General features: G+C 66.3%; 13 protein-coding genes. 3 read left to right on the top strand and 10 right to left on the bottom strand.

The features are described from left to right. Position 1: 1 nt before the first annotated feature. Positions 2 to 472 (bottom strand): OsmC family protein, encoded by a 471-nt coding sequence (locus BKA04_RS11385; protein WP_104096515.1) that lies wholly within the window; start codon positions 470 to 472, stop codon positions 2 to 4. A 56-nt stretch (positions 473 to 528) separates the two neighbouring features. Here BKA04_RS11385 and gabT point away from each other — a divergent pair, with 56 nt between their 5' ends. Continuing rightward, positions 529 to 1,923, top strand: a complete 1,395-nt coding sequence (gene gabT, locus BKA04_RS11380) for a 4-aminobutyrate--2-oxoglutarate transaminase (protein WP_104094489.1) — start codon at positions 529 to 531, stop codon at positions 1,921 to 1,923. Beyond that, positions 1,920 to 2,915, top strand: a complete 996-nt coding sequence (locus BKA04_RS11375; RefSeq protein ID WP_104094488.1) for an asparaginase — start codon at positions 1,920 to 1,922, stop codon at positions 2,913 to 2,915. The genes gabT and BKA04_RS11375 overlap by 4 nt, the downstream gene beginning before the upstream one ends. Before the next feature lie 30 nt (positions 2,916 to 2,945). Here BKA04_RS11375 and BKA04_RS11370 read toward each other — a convergent pair whose 3' ends face one another. From BKA04_RS11370 to BKA04_RS11335, 8 genes are all read right to left on the bottom strand, one after another. Beyond that, the gene (locus tag BKA04_RS11370) at positions 2,946 to 4,586 is read right to left on the bottom strand and encodes a glycoside hydrolase family 13 protein (RefSeq protein ID WP_104094487.1); all 1,641 of its coding nucleotides are present in this window, start codon (positions 4,584 to 4,586) and stop codon (positions 2,946 to 2,948) included. A gap of 35 nt (positions 4,587 to 4,621) precedes the next feature. After that, positions 4,622 to 5,806, bottom strand: coding sequence for an ABC transporter substrate-binding protein (locus BKA04_RS11365; protein WP_232842187.1), 1,185 nt, complete (start codon positions 5,804 to 5,806; stop codon positions 4,622 to 4,624). Positions 5,807 to 5,808: 2 nt separating this feature from the next. Further along, on the bottom strand, positions 5,809 to 6,936 hold the full coding sequence (locus BKA04_RS11360) for an ABC transporter substrate-binding protein (protein ID WP_183320701.1): 1,128 nt from the start codon (positions 6,934 to 6,936) through the stop codon (positions 5,809 to 5,811). A gap of 207 nt (positions 6,937 to 7,143) precedes the next feature. Next, positions 7,144 to 8,502, bottom strand: a complete 1,359-nt coding sequence (locus BKA04_RS11355; RefSeq protein WP_104096514.1) for a transaminase — start codon at positions 8,500 to 8,502, stop codon at positions 7,144 to 7,146. Between the two features lie 22 nt (positions 8,503 to 8,524). Further along, positions 8,525 to 9,358 carry an ABC transporter permease gene (locus BKA04_RS11350; RefSeq protein WP_104096774.1) on the bottom strand — a complete coding sequence of 278 codons (834 nt, stop codon included), beginning with the start codon at positions 9,356 to 9,358 and terminating at the stop codon, positions 8,525 to 8,527. A gap of 32 nt (positions 9,359 to 9,390) precedes the next feature. Beyond that, entirely contained in the window at positions 9,391 to 10,302 is a 912-nt protein-coding gene (locus tag BKA04_RS11345; RefSeq protein WP_104096513.1) for an ABC transporter permease, read from the bottom strand. A gap of 2 nt (positions 10,303 to 10,304) precedes the next feature. Beyond that, positions 10,305 to 11,504, bottom strand: a complete 1,200-nt coding sequence (locus BKA04_RS11340; RefSeq protein WP_104096512.1) for an ABC transporter ATP-binding protein — start codon at positions 11,502 to 11,504, stop codon at positions 10,305 to 10,307. A gap of 1 nt (position 11,505) precedes the next feature. Then, positions 11,506 to 12,720, bottom strand: coding sequence for an ABC transporter substrate-binding protein (locus BKA04_RS11335; RefSeq protein WP_104096511.1), 1,215 nt, complete (start codon positions 12,718 to 12,720; stop codon positions 11,506 to 11,508). A gap of 274 nt (positions 12,721 to 12,994) precedes the next feature. Between BKA04_RS11335 and ald the strand changes: the two genes are divergently transcribed. After that, entirely contained in the window at positions 12,995 to 14,110 is a 1,116-nt protein-coding gene (ald, locus tag BKA04_RS11330; protein ID WP_104096510.1) for an alanine dehydrogenase, read from the top strand. Between the two features lie 19 nt (positions 14,111 to 14,129). Here the strand turns inward: ald and BKA04_RS11325 are convergent, their stop codons facing one another. Continuing rightward, a complete protein-coding gene (locus BKA04_RS11325; RefSeq protein WP_104096509.1) occupies positions 14,130 to 16,991 on the bottom strand; it encodes an FtsK/SpoIIIE domain-containing protein in 2,862 nt (953 codons plus the stop codon). Positions 16,992 to 17,044 lie beyond the last annotated feature (53 nt).

The raw sequence follows: 17,044 nt of genomic DNA, 5'->3' as shown, positions 1-17,044 counted from the left end.
GTCAGCCGAGGACGAAGCTGGACTCATGCCGTACGGGGAAGTTCACCGAGTTGGCGATGAAGCACTTGCGGTTCGCATCGACGTGCGCGTCGATCGCCGCATCCATCATGTCCGCGGAGGCTATCGTCACGATCGGCCGGAGGAGGACATCGGTGAAGCGGCCGCCGCCATCCCCGGTCTCCTCCATGGTGCCGATGGCCGTGTCCCGATACGCCGTGACGACGACTCCCCGCATGACCGCGACGTGGAGGTAACTGAGCATGTGGCACTGGCTCAGTGCGGCGACAAGGAGTTCCTCCGGGTTCCAGCGGTCAGCATCGCCGTGAAAGGTGCGGTCGGCGGATGCCTCGATCGTGTGCTTGCCCTCGGCGCTCAGGAGCAGCTCGCGGCCGTAATCCCGGTAACCGCTCGTACCGGTGCCCCGATTGCCCAGCCACTCGATCGTCGTCTCATAGCGATGTTCAGGTCCCACGGTCAGCACGCTACCACCGGCGATCCCGGCACCGCCGGAGCTAGACTGAGATCACTATGACTGACACGCTTGCTCCCACCGTTTCCGCGCCGTCCTCGACGGCGTCCTCGGCCTCCGGTTCGGCTGGTTTCCCGACCGAGCGCCGCGTCGTGACCTCCATCCCCGGCCCACGTTCGAACGCCATCCACGAGCGTCGCAACGCGGTGGTCGCCAGCGGCGCCGCATCCGGATTCCCCATCTACATCGAGCGCGCCCACGGCGCCATCGTCGTCGACGTCGACGGGAACCAGTTCATCGACCTCGGATCCGGCATCGGCGTCACGACGATCGGCCACACGGACGACTCCGTCGTCGCCGCCGCTCGCGAGCAGGTGGGGCAGCTCACCCACGGCCTCTTCACGATCACGCCGTACGAAGGCTACGTTCGCGTCGCAGAGCTGCTCGCGGAGCACACGCCCGGCGACTTCGCCAAGAAGTCCGTACTCGTGAACTCCGGGGCGGAGGCGGTCGAGAACGGCGTCAAGATCGCGCGCAAGTACACCGGCCGCAAAGCGGTCGCGGTACTCGATCACGCGTTCCACGGCCGCACGAACCTGACCATGGCCATGAACTACAAGTCGATGCCGTACAAGCTCGGATTCGGGCCCTTCGCCGGCGACATCCATCACGCGCCGAACTCGTACCCGTACCGAGACGGTTTGACGGGCGCGCAGGCCGCTGCACGCACGATCGCGTTCCTCGAGAAGACGGCAGGGGCATCCGACCTCGCGTGCCTCGTCGTCGAGCCGATCCAGGGCGAGGGCGGGTTCATGGTGCCCGCCGACGGCTACCTTCCCGCGCTGCAGAAGTGGTGCACGGACAACGGCATCGTCTTCATCGCCGACGAGATCCAGGCCGGGATGGCCCGCACGGGCAGGTACTTCTCGAGCGAGCACTTCGGGCTGATTCCGGATCTCGTGCTGTCCGCCAAGGGAATCGCCGGCGGGCTCCCGCTCGCCGCCGTCACCGGCCGTGCCGAGATCATGGACGCCTCACACCCCGGCGGCCTCGGTGGAACGTTCGGCGGAAACCCCGTCGCCACCGCCGCTGCGGTCGCCGTCTTCGATTCGATCGAGTCTCGCGGCCTCCTCGCCGAGGCGACGCGGATCGAGAACACGCTCGTTCCCGAATTGCGCCGCCTCCAGTCCTCGCACGACATCATCGGGGACGTGCGCGGCATCGGCGCGATGATCGCGATCGAGTTCGTGCAACCGGGCACGGGCACGACGACGAAAGAACCGAACGCTGCCGCCGTCGCGGCGATCTCGACGTACGCGTTCCAGCACGGCGTCATCCTCCTCACGGCGGGAACGATGGGCAACGTCATCCGCTTCCTGCCGAGCCTCGCCGTCACCGATGCGCAGCTCCTGGACGCGATCAGCGTGATCGAGGACGCGCTCGCCACGCTGTGACCGGCCTCGCTGACAGGCACTCGCTCGGCGCGGACGGCGTCGTCGAGCTCGCCCGCGTCGAGCGGAACGGGCTCGTCGAGTCCCGTCACCTCGGCGCCGCTGTCGTCGTGAACGCCGACGGGGAGGTCGTGAACTCGCTCGGTGACATCGACGCCCTCGTGTATCCGCGGTCGTCGCTCAAGCCGTTCCAGGCGATCACCGTACTGCGGTCGGGAGTGCCTCTCGAGGGCGCAGCCCTCGTGCTCGCCTCCGCGAGCCACTCCGGCACCCCGGCCCACGTCGCCGTCGTGTCCGGGATGCTCTCGAGCGCCGGCCTGACCGAGGACGCCCTGCAGTGCCCGCTCGACTGGCCGGGAGACGTCGACGCCGCGGCGATCGCGCGCACGAGCGGCGAGAAGCGCCGTATCACCATGAACTGCTCCGGAAAGCACGCTGCGTTCCTGCTGGCGTGCGTCCAGAACGGCTGGCCGATCGAGACCTACCTCGACCCGGAGCATCCACTGCAGGTGCGCGTGCGCGCCACCATCGAGGAGTTCACCGGCGAACCGGTCGGCCACGTCGGCGTCGACGGATGCGGCGCTCCCCTCTTCGCTGTCAGCCTGCGTGGGCTCGCAACGGCATTCTCCCGGTGTGCACGCGGGGTCGCTCCGAAGGGGCCGGATGCTGACGCCGAACGGCTCTCGTCGGCGATCCGGGCGAACGCGTGGGCGATCGAGGGTCCAGGACGCCCGAACACCGTGGTGATCGACGAAACCGGATTCATCGGCAAGGGCGGCGCTGAAGGCGTCATGGCGATGGGGGCCGCGGACGGCACCGCCGTTGCGCTCAAGTCCGTGGACGGCAGCCACCGGATCACGAGCCTCGTGGCCCTTGAACTCCTTGCGCGTGCCGGTGCCGTCCCCCACGCGGAATCGGACCGTGTCTCCGGCCTCGTGACCGAGAAGGTCCTCGGAGGCGGCGTGCCGGTGGGAGCGATTCGGGTCGCATTCTGACGACGCAGAGCTCCCAGGCTCCCCTGCCGGCTACCGGCCGTCGTCCATCAACCACACCGTGGTCTCGCCCGGCAGTTCCCTCGTGATCGGTTCGGACGACAGTGCGACGGTTCCGCGGGGCAGTGCGATGATCTCCGACCCGAAATTGGAGATGACCACGACTCCGCCGTTCCGGAACGCGACGACCTCGTGCGGATAGCCCCGCAGCCACTCCAGTTCACCTTCCCCGAGGTTCTGCTTCGCCCGCAGTGCCAGCGCAGAGCGGTACAGTTCGAGCGTGGATCCTGCCACGCCGCCCTGCGAGTCCCGCGCGTATCCGGCCCAGTCCGACGGCTGCGGAAGCCAGCTCTTGCCCGTGTTGCTGAACCCGTACGCCGGAGCCACGGCCTCCCATGGGATCGGAACCCGGCAGCCGTCGCGACCGTACCGCTCGTGATCGGTCCGGAACCAGGTGGGGTCCTGACGCGCGGAATCCGGGAGTTCGACGTCCTCCGGGAGGCCGAGCTCCTCGCCCTGGTACACGTACGCGCTCCCCGGCAGCGCAAGCATGAGCAGTGTCGCCGCGCGCGCCCTGCGGAGTCCGATGACCCGGTTCGGCTTCTCGGGTGAGTTCGGGCCGATCCCGGAGCCCTGGGGGTTGTCCCCATCGAGTGCGAGTCGTGACGCGTGGCGGACGACGTCGTGATTGGACAGCACCCACGTGCTCGGCGCCCCGACGTGACCGAACGCTGCGAGCGAGTTCTTGATCACCGTGCGGATCTCCGCGGCATCCCACGGCGCTTCGAGGTACTGGAAGTTGAACGCCTGGTGCATCTCGTCCGGCCTCACCCAGTGGGCGAGTTCGGACAGCGGGTTGACCCACGCCTCGGCGACCAGCACGCGGTCGCCGGGGTACTCGTCGATGAGTTCGCGCCAGTCCCGGTAGATCTCGTGAACGCCGGGCTGCGCCCAGTACGGCGGCGTGTTGGAGTGGCCGCCCATGCTCGCGCCGCCCTTGGGCGGAGTGTAGTCGGGAAGCCCCGCCTTCTTGATGAGCCCGTGGGCGACATCCACCCTGAACCCGTCGACGCCGCGGTCGAGCCAGAACCGCAGGATGCCGCGGAACTGCTCGCGCACCCAGGGATTGCGCCAGTCGAGGTCCGGCTGCGAGGTGTCGAAGAGGTGGAGATACCACTGGCCGGGGGTCCCATCCGGCCGGTTGACCCGCGTCCAGGCCCTGCCGCCGAAGACCGACTCCCAGTTGTTCGGGGGAATATGGCCGTCGGCGCCCTTGCCGTCGCGAAACAGGTATCGTGCGCGCTCAGGGCTGCCCTCAGGCGCCGCAAGAGCCGCCTGGAACCAGGAGTGCTGGTCTGAGGTGTGGTTGGGAACGAGATCCACGATCACCCGGAGCTTCAGCCGGTGCGCCTCCGCGATCAGATCGTCGAAGTCTGCGAGAGTGCCGAATCGTGGATCGACATCGCGATAGTCTGCGACGTCGTATCCTGCGTCGTTCTGCGGCGACGTGTAGAACGGCGACAGCCACACGGCGTCGATGCCCAGGTCGCGCAGTGCGGGCAATCGACTCGCGATGCCCTTGAGGTCGCCGAGGCCGTCGCCGTCGGAGTCGGAGAAGGATCGCGGGTACACCTGGTAGATGACGGCGGAGCGCCACCATTCATTCTGGGTCACCGGACAACCCTACCCAACAGCGGGGCAGCGGATGTCTACGCGCCGGCGAGAAGGACCGTCTGGTACTGCGCTCCGTAGCGCTGCTCCTCGCCCTGCGAGAGCGTCCGGAACGTCTTCGTCGTGGCGAAGGTCGCCTCACTCGGGAAGATCATGAGGTTGCGGGAGAGCTCCTGCGGGATGGTCCCGATCTCGGGCTGCCGCACGTCGACCGGGGAGATGAAGCTCGTCGCGGCCGCGACTTTGACCGCGTTCGAACGGTCGTAGTAGAAGTTGATGAAGTCCTCCGCGTTGCTGCGGTGGGTCGACCCGATCGGGATGACGACGACGTCGCTCCAGAGCACTCCGCCCTTCTCCGGGATGGCGAATCCCCACTTGTCGCCGGCCTCTGCGTTGATCTGCATGACATCGCCGACACGCGCGATTGCGGCGATCGTCTTGCCGCTCTTGAGGTCTTCCTTGTACTGGTTGCCCTTGATGCTGCGGACCTGCCCTGAGCTGACCTGCGTCCTGAGCGTGTTGACGGCATTGGAGAACTCGGCGTCTCCCCAGTCCTTGCCCTCGATGTCGACACCCGCATCCAGCATGATGAGACCCAGCGTGTCGCGCATCGCCGACATCACACCCACCTTGCCCGACAGCGACGGATCCCACAGATCGGACACCGACGTCAACCCCTCCGGCAACTCCTCCTTGTTCCACGCGACCCCCGTGAAACCACTGCGCCACGGCAACGATGCCCTGCGCCCCGGGTCATACGACGCGTCCTGGAACTGGAGACGGATGTTCTCGAAGTTCGTGATCCGCTTGCGCTCGATCTCCTGCACGTAGCCGAGTCGGATCCACCGCGCAGCCATCCAGTCGCTCAACACCGAAGCATCCGCCCCGATGTCCTGCCCCATCTTCAATTGGTTCTTCACCTTGCTGTAATACACATTGTCATCACTGACAGCACTCGAATACGTCACCGAGATCCCCGACGCCTCAGTGAACTTCTCCAACAACGGATAATCCTCACCCGTCGTGTTCCGATACGTATCCCGACTGTCGAACCGCAACGACTTCTGCTTCTCCGACCTGTCCACCGCCGCGGTCGGCGCGGCCGACGGCGCGCTGGAGCACGCGGCAAGCAGAAGCGCGGAGGCACCGACGCCTGCGCCCTGGAGCATGGTCCTCCTCGACAGCGGATGCGTGGACATCGAAGACATCGGCAGCTCGTTCATGATCATGCCGCCAGCAGCACTGTCTGGTATTGGGCGCCGTACCGTTGTTCCTCGCCCTGCGAGAGCGTCCGGAACGTGCGCGAGGTCTCGAATGTGACGGGGGTCGGGAACACCATCCGGTTGCTCGACACCGCCTCATCGAGGACATCGATCTCCAGCTGACGGATGTCGACCGGGGAGATGAAGTTCGTCGCCGCGGCCACCTGCACCGCGTTCATCGGGTCGTAGTAGAAATTGATGAAGTCCTCCGCGTTGCTGCGGTGGGTCGACCCGATCGGGATGACGACGACATCGCTCCAGAGCACGCCGCCCTTCGCGGGAATCGCGAATCCCCACTTGTCGCCGGCCTCTGCGTTGATCTGCATGATGTCTCCCGCCCTGGCGATTGCGGCGATCGTCTTGCCGCTCTTGAGGTCTTCCTTGTACTGGTTGCCCTTGATTCCGCGTACCTGCCCGCCCGTCACCTGCGCGCGCAGGGTGTTCACGGCCGACGTGAATTCGGAGTCTCCCCAGTCGGCGCCCTCGATGTCGACACCCGCATCCAGCATGATGAGACCCAGCGTGTCGCGCATCGCCGACATCACACCCACCTTGCCCGACAGCGACGGATCCCACAGATCGGACACCGACGTCAGCCCCTCCGGCAACTCCTCCTTGTTCCACGCGATCCCCGTGAAACCACTGCGCCACGGCAACGACAGGCTGCGGCGCGGGTCGTTGTCCGGGAGCGCGAACCGTGATCGGATGTCGGACAGGTTCGGTATCCGGTCGAGATTCAGGTCCTGCACGTAGCCGAGTCGGATCCACCGCGCAGCCATCCAGTCGCTCAACACCGAAGCATCCGCCCCGATGTCCTGCCCCATCTTCAATTGGTTCTTCACCTTGCTGTAATACACATTGTCATCACTGACAGCACTCGAATACGTCACCGAGATCCCCGACGCCTCAGTGAACTTCTCCAACAACGGATAATCCTCACCCGTCGTGTTCCGATACGTATCCCGACTGTCGAACCGCAACGACTTCTGCTTCTCCGACCTGTCCACCGCCGCGGTCGGCGCGGCCGACGGCGCGCTGGAGCACGCGGCAAGCAGAAGCGCGGAGGCACCGACGCCCGCGCCCTGGAGCATACCCCGCCGGCTGAGGCCGGCCAGAGACCGGGCCGACGACGAACGTGCGGGCAACGGTGTTGCGTGTGATTTCACTGTGCTTGACTCCCCCGAAGCAACGTGACGGTCCAGAATTGTCGACTGGCACCGATTCGATGGTGTCACAAGGCCCATCCGGCCCCAAGTACCCAAAAGGGTTACACCGTCGGGCCGGCCGGATGCCGCCGGTCAGGCGTACAGGCTCGACACGGCTTCCCGGAAGGCCAGCGAGTGCCGCTCGACGTCCGCCGTCGTCGTCACGGGGCACATGAGCGCCATGTTGTGGAACGGTGTGATGAGGATGCCGCGATTGAGCGCGTGCAGGTGAAGGTACTGCTGCAGCTCGAAGTCGTCGGCGGCGGCCGCCTCCGCGCCATCGCGCGGCGGTGTCGCGCGGAAGCTGTACTCCGCGCGGGCACCCAGCTGAGTGACCTGCCATGGCACGGCGAACTCGTCGAGCACCGCCTGGACGCCGGCCGTCCACTCGGTCGCCCGTGCCGTCATACCCACGAACGCGTCGGCCGTGAGCACCTCGGAGAGCGTCGCCCTCACTCCGGCGAGCGACAGTGCGTTTCCTGCGAGGGTCCCACCGACTCCCCCGACATCGATGTCCTCGAGCTCGAGGCTGCGCCGTGCTCGTTCGGCGAGCTCGGCCGACATGCCGAACGCACCCGCCGGTATCCCGCCGCCGATGCTCTTGCCGACGACGACCGCATCCGGGGACAACCCCCAGGTCGTCGTCATGCCGCCGGGGCCGGCGCTGATCGTGTGGGTCTCATCGATGATGAGGATGACGCCGAACCTCGTGCACAGTTCGCGAACCGCGTCGTGATAGCCGTCATCGGGCAGAACGATTCCGATGTTCGTGAGGGCGGGCTCGATGAGCATCGCCGCGACCTCGCCCGTCGACAGTGCGGCCTCGAGAGCGGCGACGTCATTGAACGGAACCACCATCGTCGTCTCGGACGGAGGCACCGGCGCGCCGATGTTCCCACGGCGCTCGACGACCGCCCCGGTGTCGTCGAGGGTCGCGAAGGCCTCGTCGACGGAGCCGTGGTAGCAGTAGTCGTGGACGAGGATCTTCCGGCGGCCGGTCACCTGTCGCGCGTACCGGATGAGGCTCCGGTTGGCGTCCGTCGCCGAGAGGGTGAACTGCCAGCTCGGCACGCCGAACCGCTCGGTCAGCAGCTCCGCGGCGACCGCCGCATCCTCGGTCGGCAGCATGAAGGTCGAGCCCTTCGCGAGCTGTTCGGAGATGGCTCGAACGGATGCTGCCGGCGCGTGACCGCACATCGCGCCCGTGTCGCCGAGGCAGAGATCGACGTGGTCGATCCCGTCCACATCGGTGAAGTGCGCTCCGAGTGCGCTGCGGACGTACACCGGCCAGGGGCCGGGCCATTTCGCCATCCACAGCATGGGAACGCCATCCGGAAGATGCCGTGTCGCGGCCCGCCACAGCTTCTCGGATTCCGGCCGGGCAGCGCGGAACAGGTCCACCTCGGCGGACCACAGTTCTGCGAGCCTCTCGCGATCCCGGTACCCGGTCATGCCCGACCGTGGTTCCTGTGCATCATCCGACCTTCGCGAGCCGCTTGCGCTTCACCGCCGAGGAGATCTGGGCGGCCAGTACGAGAATGATGGCGAGGAAGAACACCGCGGAGGCGATGACGTTCGCTTCTGCGGGGATTCCACGCGCAGCGGAGATGTAGATGTACTTCGGGAAGGTGCTCGTCGTTCCCGCATTGAAGTTCGTGATGATGAAGTCATCGAAGCTCAGAGCGAACGAGAGCAGGGCCGCCGCGATGATGCCGGGAAGCAGGAGCGGGAACGTCACCCGCCAGAACACCTGGTTCGGCGAGCCGTACAGGTCCCTTCCCGCCTCTTCGAGCGCGGGGTCGAGAGTCGAGACTCGTGCCTTGACCGTGACGACGACGAAGCTCACGCAGAACATGGTGTGGGCGATGATGATCGTCCCGAGGCCCTTCTGCACTCCTGCGCCGAGGAATTCTGCTGCAAGTCCTGCGCCGAGCACGACCTCCGGCGTCGCCATCGGGAGGAACAGGAGCAGGCTGATCGCGGAACGGAAGCGGAACCGATACCTCACGAGGGCGATCGCGATCATGGTGCCGAGGATCGTCGCAGCGATCGTCGCCGTGATGCCGATGATGAGACTGTTCCCGAACGCGACACACACATCGATCTGGTCGCAGACGTTGAGCCACTTGTCGAAGGTGAACCCGCGCCAGACGATGTTCGACTTGACCGAGTCGTTGAAGGAGAACACGAAGGTGTACGCGATCGGGATGAGCAGGAACACGAACGCGATCGCCGCATAGATCGGCAGAACCCATTTCCCGACGCCCAGTCGCGCGCCCCTGCGGCTGGGAGGAGCCGGCCGGGTCACCGCCCTGCTGACGACGCGGCCTTCCTGGAGTGTCACAGCAGGTCCTCCGTTCCACTCCGTTTGACGTACACGGTGACCATGACGAGGATCACTGCCATGAGGATGATCGAGAGGGCGGCGGCGACCGGATAGTTCAGAGTCACGAGGAAGTTGCTCTCGATCACGTTCCCGATCATGGCGGTGCCCGTGCCTCCCAGGAAGTCGCGGCTCGCGTTGATGTAGTCGCCTGCGGCCGGGATGAACGTCAGCAGCACTCCCGAGACGATTCCGGTCATCGACAGCGGCACGGTGACCTTGAAGAAGGTCTTCGACGGCGTCGAGTAGAGGTCGCTTCCGGCCTCGAGAAGCCGCGTGTCCAGTTGCTGGAGGTTGGAGTACAGCGGCAGGGTCATGAACGGGATGAAGTTGTAGGTGAGTCCGAACACGACCGCGGCGGCCGTGCCGGTGAAATGGGCATCCGGCGCCATGAGGGAGAGCGCCTTGAGCCCGCTGATCACGAATGACTCATCGGAGAGGATCGACTTCCAGGCGAGTGTGCGCAGCAGGAAGCTGATGAAGAACGGCGCTATCACGAGGACGAGCATGAGGTTCTGCAGGAGCGGCCAGCGTCGCGCCTTCACTCCGATGAAATACGCGAGCGGGTAGCTGAACAGCAGCGCGAAGATCGTGGCGAGAATCGCGTATCCGAAGGAGCGGAGGATGTGTTCGCCATACGTGTTCACGACGTCGACGTAGTTCTGCCACTTGAACGCCGTCTGGAACTCCCCGATGTCGCCGTAGGGCACCGGCGCCTGGAACGAGGTGATGACGAGCGACACGAGCGGAACGAGGAAGAACAGCATCAGGTAGAGGATGCCCGGCAGCAGGAGGAGCAGGGCGATCTTGCTCTTCCGCCGCGGAGCCTGCTCTTGCGCGGTGCCCGTCGCGAATGCGCTGAAGGCCATGGTCAGGCCTCCTCGAGCTCCGACATCAGGGCACGCTTCTTCTGCACTGCGATCGTCGCCGTGTCGGTGTCAGCCGGGAACCGGGGCGTCGGGGATGGTTCGTCCTCGAGTCCGAATCCGTGATCGACATTCCAGCTCACCCACACTTCGGCGCCTTCACCGGCGAGCGGGCCGAATGTCATGTTCTGCTGGAACACCGACACAGTGCCGATACCGGGGATCGCGATCATATACTGCGTGCTCACCCCGCTGAACGAGACGTCGATGATGCGTCCGGGGCCGAGCGTGTTGATGTCCGGACTCTTCTTCGGGGCGTCCTTGTGGAGGTGAAGTTTCTCCGGGCGGACCCCGACCGTGACCTCGCCCTTGTGGCGCTGCGCACGCTTGGTCGGCACCGTGATCTTCGTTCCTTCGACATCCACGCTGATGCTCGAACTCGTCGACCCCGAGACATGACCGGTGAACAGGTTCGACTGACCGAGGAAGTTCGCCACGAACGCCGTCCGCGGCAGCTCGTAGAGTTCCTCCGGCGCGCCGAGCTGCTCGATCTCGCCCTTGTTCATGACGGCGACCGTGTCGGCCATGGTCATGGCCTCTTCCTGATCGTGCGTGACGTGGACGAAGGTGAGTCCGACCTCTTCCTGGATCGACTTCAGCTCGAGCTGCATCTGCCGGCGCAGCTTCAGGTCGAGCGCGCCCAACGGCTCATCGAGGAGCAGGAGCGCCGGGCGGTTCACGATCGCTCTCGCGAGGGCGACCCGCTGCTGCTGCCCTCCGGACAGCTGCTGCGGCTTGCGGGCGGAGAGATGATCCAGCTCGACGAGCCGGAGCGCCTCGTGCGCCTTGCCCACGGCGTCGTCGATCCTGCGCCGACGCAACCCGAACGCGACGTTTTCGAGCACCGTCATGTGCGGGAAGAGCGCGTAGCTCTGGAACACGGTGTTCACCTGCCGCTGGTACGGCTTCAGGTTCGTGACGTCCTTCCCACCGATCAGGATCTTCCCCTCCGTCGGGTCCTCGAGCCCGGCGACGAGCCGCAGGGTGGTCGTCTTTCCGCACCCCGACGGGCCGAGGAGCGCGAAGAACGACCCGGCGGGAATCGTGAGATCCAGGTGTTCGATCGCGGTGAAGCCGGGGAATCGCTTTTGGATCCCCACCAGTTCGAGATCTGCACCGCTTTCGGCAAAGGCCCCGGATGCCACCTCAGACTCCGAGGAGGATCGCCTGGAACTGCGCGTTGTAGCGCTGGTCCTCGTCAGAGCTCAAGCTGCGGAACACGTGGGCATTCGCCAGGGTCGCCTCATTCGGGAAGATCAGCTGGTCGTCGGCGAGCGACGGGTCGAGCGCCATCATCGCTTCCTTGGTCCCGGCCACCGGCGGAATGTAGTTCACGTATGCGGCGACCTGTGCTGCGACCTCGGGGTCGTAGTAGTAGTTGATGAGAGCCTCAGCGTTCTTCTTGTGCTGGGATCCGATCGGGATGAGGAAGTTGTCGTTCCACAGCGTGCCGCCCTTGCTCGGAAGCGCGAACGCCCAGTGGTCACCGGCCTCGAAGTTCAGCTGGGTGATGTCGCCGGACCAGACGATGGCGGCGAGCGTGTCGCCGTTCTGCAGGTCCTCCTTATAGGAGTTGCCCTTGATGTTGCGGATCTGGCCGTCGTCGACCTGCTTCTTCAGCACGTCGATCGCGGCGCTGAAATCGTCGTCGCCCCACTTGCCGTCGATCGTGGTCCCGAGATCCTGCATGATGCAGCCCATGGTGTCCCGCATCTCCGACAGCACGCCGACGCGGCCCTTGAGCGAGGAGTCCCACAGGTCGGAGACCGAGGTGAGGCCTCCGGGAAGCTGGTCCTTGTTCCACGCGATTCCGGCGAACCCGCCCTGCCAGGGCAGAGACATCTTGCGTCCGGGGTCGAAGTCCACGTCCTTGAGCGCAGGAACGAGGTTCTTGGCGTTGGGGATCTGCGAGTAGTCGAACTCCTGTGTATATCCGAAGCGGATCCAGCGGTCCACCATCCAGTCGGTGAGGCACACGGTGTCGCAACCGATGTCCTGGCCCAGCTTCAACTGGTCCTTGACCTTGCCGTAGTAGGTGTTGTTGTCGTCGACGGCCTCGGTGTAGGTGGCCTTGATGCCGGACTGCTTCTCGAACGCCTCGAGAGTCGGGTAGTGGCCGTTGTCGTCCACGTCGAGATACAGCGCCCAGTTGTCCCAGCGCACCGTCTTGTCGGTGTCCGAGATGTCTTTGGCGGCCTTGGGCTTGTCTTCACCACCGCCACCGGGGGAACACGCAGCGAGCGCCAGGGCGCCGGCCCCGATCCCCGCGCCCTTGAGGATGTTTCGGCGTGAGAACTGCGCACGCTGGGCCTGCAGGACGAGGCTGCGAATGAACGGATCTTCGGGCAGTGGCTTGGTCATGAGAACACGACTCCTTAGGACAAGTGCAATTCAGGGCAGGGACAACATTGTTCCGTGTTGCTTGATACTGCCACACAGTGACGCAACTTCGCACCAAAAGATGACCGAAACAACGACTTTTGACCCGATATTTTACGAAATCAGTACCTTTCGATCACAATCGGTTCGGAATCCATCGTCACAGCCGAGTAATGTTGAGGATGACCCGGTGCAGAGTCGCACCGTGGGTGTCGCCACGGACAGCGACGGGAATGTTCCAGAGGGCAGGAGAGCAATGAAGGTCGCCATCCCCAGGGAGATCAAGAACAACGAGTTCAGGGTCGCCATCACTCCGGCAGGGGTTCATGACCTCGTCGCCAACGGCCACAGCGTGCTCGTCGAAACGGGTGCCGGGCTCGGGTCCTCCATCACGGACGACGAGTACCGTGCAGCGGGTGCCGAGATCGCGGGTGGCGCAGCGGATGTCTGGTCGACCGCCGACCTGCTGCTGAAGGTCAAGGAGCCGATCGCCGAGGAGTACGGGTACTTCCGGGACGGCCTCGTGCTGTTCGCCTACCTGCACCTGGCGGCAGAGCCGGAACTCACCTCCGCACTCGTCGACTCGAACGTGACGGCCATCGCCTACGAGACCGTGCAGCTGCCGACCAGGGCGCTCCCGCTCCTCGCGCCGATGAGTGAGGTCGCCGGGAGACTTGCGCCCATCGTCGGGGCGAACGCCATGTTGAAGCCCAATGGCGGCCCGGGGCTCCTGGTTCCCGGCGTGCCGGGGACCTACCCGGCGAAGGTCGTCGTGCTCGGTGGCGGCGTGGCCGGAACCAATGCGGTCTCCGTCTCCGTCGGCCTCGGAGCCGACGTGACCGTCCTCGACACGAACCTGCAGCGGCTCAAGGAGCTCGACGAGGTCTACGCGGGGCGCGTGCGCACGATCGCATCCAACGGCTTCGAGATCGAACGCGCGCTGCTGGGTGCAGACCTCGTCATCGGCTCGGTGCTCGTGCCGGGTGCGAAAGCACCCAAGCTCGTCAGCAACGACCTGGTGTCGCGGATGAAGCCGGGAAGCGTGCTCGTCGACATCGCCGTGGACCAGGGCGGCTGCTTCGCGGACTCGCATCCGACCACCCACGACAACCCGACGTTCACCGTTCACGATTCGCTCTTCTACTGCGTCGCGAACATGCCGGGCGCCGTGCCGAACACGTCGACCTATGCGCTGACCAATGCGACGATGCCTTATGTGCGGGCCATCGCGAACAACGGATGGCGCACGGCGCTCGGTGCGGACGGCGCCCTCGCGAAAGGGCTCAACACCCACGGCGGCAACGTGGTCAACGAGGCCGTGGCGACCGCGCTCGGCTTCGACCACACGGCGATCGCGGACGTACTGGGCTAGTCGGCGCGGGGCCAGAGCTTCAGGGCAGCATCGCCCGGGACATCCGGCCGTCAGGCTGGAGGACGACGACCGTGTCCGCGGACGGGTCGGTGGGCAGGAGGACCTGTCGTGACCGGGTGAGCAGTCGGAAGTCCGATGCGCAGCACTCGTGAAACACGAGCTGCGAGCGGGTCTTGAGGGAGGCCAGCACACTCCACGAGGACTGCCACGTGTCGGCGTCCGCCACGAAGATGGCGGGCGGCGAGCCGGCGGTGGCGCTGCCCGCGTCGTCGAACGACGGGCGCGTCGAGTGTTCGAGGACACGGACCTGCCCGATCCGCTCGAGCCGGTTCCGGAGAGCGCCCGGACGCTGCGACACCACGATGCAGGTGCCTCCGGCCGGCAGTTCGAGCACGGGGGCGGCCGGTGGGGACTCCTGGGCGAGTGTCCCGGTCGCGACGACCTGGACCGTGAGCCCCTTCCACCGGCCGCCTCCCGCTGCCAGGTCGGCGACGAAGTCCGAAGCCGCTCCGCCGGCGAGCACGTGATCCTGGCGGCTCGGCATCCTCAACAGAAGCGTGGACTCGCACAACGACACGAGGGACTGGCAGCGCCCTCGAGGCGAACCCGCCGTGATGACCAGGGCGGTTCCGGAGCGCGGACCCTCCCTCGCGATCGCCGTGAGCATGTCGATGAATGCGGTCTCGTGGTCCGGGCCGAATCGACCGATCACCGACTCGACATCGTCGAGGAGAACGAGGGCGGGGCCGTGCCCTCTCCGCGTGGATTCGAGTGCGGCGGAGACCGCATCCCATGCGCCCTCGATGCACGGAGGGATGACGACGACGCTGGACGCGGAACGGGCGAGCGCGGCGAGCGCCGTCGACTTGCCGCTCTCGTGGCCGCCGAACACGACGAGGTTCCCATCCGTCGACGGTGTGAAGGTCGCGACATCTCGACGCTGTTCGTGAGGGATATCCACGAGACCGAAGGAGATCGACGGATGCGCGGTGACGGGCACGTCGGACTCGGAGAGGACGAGCGGGAGCGGGTCCAGCCATGGTCGATGCGGAGCCCAGGCGCGATGCTCGTTCCTGCTCAGGATGCTGGACACGTCCGCCGCGTCCGAGATCGCCCACTGCACGAGTCCGGGAGGACCGCCGGCATGCGCGATGAGCCCGCGACCCGATGGGCTCTGCGGCAACGTCGCGGCATCCGCCGAACCGATGATGGCGATGCTGTCCGACGCGTTGTTGACTCGAAGGGCCACCCGGAGCCCGCAGTTCGCCAGGATGGATTCCGAGATCGCGCCCGCCGGCCGCTGGGTGCACAGGATGAGGTGGATCCCGAGTGAACGGCCGCGCGCGGCCAGGTCGCTGAAGAGATCGTGCAGGTCGCGAAGCTCCGACATCATGGCCGCGAACTCATCGACGACGATCACGAGGGAGGGAATGGCCGCATCCTCAGCGAGTTCCCCGACGGAACGCACGGCGTTCGACGCGAGTACGCGCTCTCGCCGTCGCAGTTCGGCGCCGAGGCTCGCGATCGCCCGTCCCGCCGCGCTCGCATCCAGGTCGGTCATGACCCCGACCGTGTGAGGGAGGCTCGCGATCGGGGCGAAGGCCGCGCCGCCCTTGAAGTCCACCAGCAGGAAGTTAACCTGCGTCGGGTCGTATCCGGCCGCGAGAGCGAGGATCCAGGTCACGAGCAGTTCGCTCTTGCCGCTCCCCGTCGTGCCCCCGACGACCGCATGCGGCCCGTCGCGGACGAGGTCGATGACCACGGGGCCGTTCGAGTCGCGCCCGACGATCGCCTGGAGCGACCTTCCGTCGGTGCGAACCTGCTGCTCGAAGTCCCCCAGTCTCACGAGCCCCGGAATCGCGGGTCGCGACGTGACGGCCCCGAGGTGTGCGGTGGAGAGGGATGCCGCGGCCTGGCGCGCCTGGCGATCCGACACGAAGTCGGGGGCGAAGGTCCCGACGTCCAGTCGATCGGGATGCCGGATGATGCGCCCCGCCCTCCCCCGGATTCGCAGGATCACTCTGCACTCGCGAGGCAGAGCCCTCTCGTCGGCGGCAATCGCGAGGTGGATGCGTGCGGCCGGCTCGGAGGAGTGGAACTCGATGTGCAGGCCGCCGGGATCGTCGACTGTCGTCGACGGAGCATGACGGGCATGCGGCAGGCCACGGATCCAGTCGAGCCCGGGAGGAGGGTTCGACGGGATCCAGAGCTCGACGTCGTCCGGCGACAGGAGACAGGAGATCTGGAGGACGATCGCCGACGCGCAGGCGATCGCCTCGGCCCCCGAGCCGCAGATCCCGATTCCGGGGCGCGCATCGATCACGATGGGCGCCCCCGGCAGGAAGCCGGCACGCTCTCGAAGCCGGCGAAGGGCGAGCACGTGCCGGTCGGTCTCATGGTGGGCGGAGCCGCCTGGAGCGTCATCGATCCACTCCTCACCACGTGGCTGAAGGTCGATACGGCTCGGCACGGATCCGAGTCCGACGCGGACCGGCACTCCACCGCCGACCGTCCCCCGCCACCACTCCGATCGGCCCCGCGACGTCGCCACGGTGATCGCACCCGGTGCCGCGGCATCCAGCGCCTCCCGCTCACGCGCGTGCGCGTCGTCGATGGCGCGAACCGTCGCGACGACTTCTCGCTCGAATCGTGCACGCTCCCTCCTCGCCTCCCGACGGGACCGACGCCGCGCGTCGCCGAGACCTGCGAGCGCGATGACCGGCCCGAGCAGGGCGAACACCATCGCGAACGCAGACCGGGTGATCGCCCACAGGGCTAGGGATGCGGCAACGGGCGCGAGCGAGGCCAGCACAGGAAACGGTGCGCGCGGCGATTCCTTCGGCGGGCGCGGAAGGGTGATCGTCAGGTCCTGGCTCGTCACACCTCGAGCACACCATCCCCAGGCAGACAGCGCGCGCCGCTCGGATGCGAGGG

The sequence above is a fragment of the Terrimesophilobacter mesophilus genome (assembly GCF_014200375.1).
In the GTDB taxonomy this organism is placed as follows: Bacteria; Actinomycetota; Actinomycetes; order Actinomycetales; family Microbacteriaceae; genus Terrimesophilobacter; species Terrimesophilobacter mesophilus.
This window is presented reverse-complemented; position numbering and strand designations above follow the sequence as displayed.